The organism is Pseudomonas sp. GM49, from assembly GCF_000282355.1.
Classification (GTDB): domain Bacteria; phylum Pseudomonadota; class Gammaproteobacteria; order Pseudomonadales; family Pseudomonadaceae; genus Aquipseudomonas.
This window is the reverse complement of the sequence record NZ_AKJL01000056.1, coordinates 1-1231: the sequence shown is the minus strand read 5'-3', so window position 1 is coordinate 1231 and position 1231 is coordinate 1. Positions and strand designations below refer to the sequence as shown.

Below are 1231 nucleotides of genomic sequence, written 5' to 3'. Positions count from 1 at the left end.
TGAATCGCCCCGGGTTTCGTAGACACCTCCATGCCTTAAACTGAGGCCAATCAGGAGGTGCCATGAGCAACCCACGTTATCCCGAAGAATTCAAAATCCAAGCGGTCAATCAAGTGACCGAAAAGAAGCTGCCTGTCGCTGATGTGGCGGCGCGTCTTGGCGTGTCGACGCATAGCCTCTATGCCTGGATAAAGCGCTACAGCAAACCTCAGGCAGAACGGCAGCAAGACGACGATCAGCACGCTGAACTGCGTCGTCTGCGAGCCGAACTCAAGCGCGTCACCGAAGAGCGAGACATCTTAAAAAAGGCCGCCGCGTACTTTGCCAAGGAGTGCGGTTGAAGTACGCCTTTATCAAGCAGCGAGCGGGCGATTATTCCATTCGACGGCTTTGCCTGACGCTGAAAGTCCATCCCAGCGGTTATTACGCCTGGCTGTCTGAGCCGCAATCTGTACGCGCCAAAGACGACCAGCGACTGCTGGGTTTGATCAAGCATTCCTGGCTGGAGAGCGGCGGCGTTTATGGCTATCGCAAAGTCCATGACGATCTGCGCGAAGTCGGTGAGGATTGTGGTCGGCATCGTGTGGCGAGGCTGATGCGTCTTGAAGGTCTGCGCTCTCAGACAGGGTATCGACGCCGTCCTGGCAAATACGGCGGTAAGCCAGCGGTCGCCTCACCCAATTTACTGAAGCGCCAGTTCGATGTCGTAGAACCCAACAAAGTTTGGGTCACCGACATCACCTACATTCGCACGTATGAAGGCTGGCTGTATTTGGCGGTGGTGCTGGATCTATTTTCTCGTCAGGTGGTCGGCTGGTCAATGAAGTCGCAGATGACCAGTGATTTGGCCATTGATGCGTTATTGATGGCGGTCTGGAGGCGTAAACCGAAGCAGGAGGTGATGGTTCACTCCGACCAGGGCAGCCAGTACAGCAGCGCCGATTGGCGCAGTTTTTTGAAGGCGAACAATTTGGTTGCCAGCATGAGCCGCCGAGGCAATTGTCATGACAACGCCGTGGCTGAGAGCTTTTTCCAGCTTCTAAAGCGGGAACGGATCAAGCGGAAAATCTATTCCACGCGCGAAGATGCTCGTAGTGATGTGTTTGATTACATCGAGATGTTCTACAACGCAAAACGCCGCCATGGTTTCAACAATCAGCTGTCACCGGTAGAGTTTGAAAAGCGTTATGCAATGAGCTTGCAAGGTGTCTAGAGAATCCGGGGCGATTCA

The 1231-nt window shown here is 54.1% G+C and carries 1 protein-coding gene; it reads left to right on the top strand.

Features of this window, described 5'->3' with window-relative positions:
* The first annotated feature begins 62 nt into the window (after nt 1-62).
* Nucleotides 63-1213 (top strand): IS3 family transposase gene (locus PMI29_RS23970; RefSeq protein WP_086008205.1). Its coding sequence is split into 2 segments (ribosomal slippage): nt 63-297 and nt 297-1213, totalling 1152 coding nucleotides; the frame shifts between segments, so codons are not numbered across the junction.
* Nucleotides 1214-1231 lie beyond the last annotated feature (18 nt).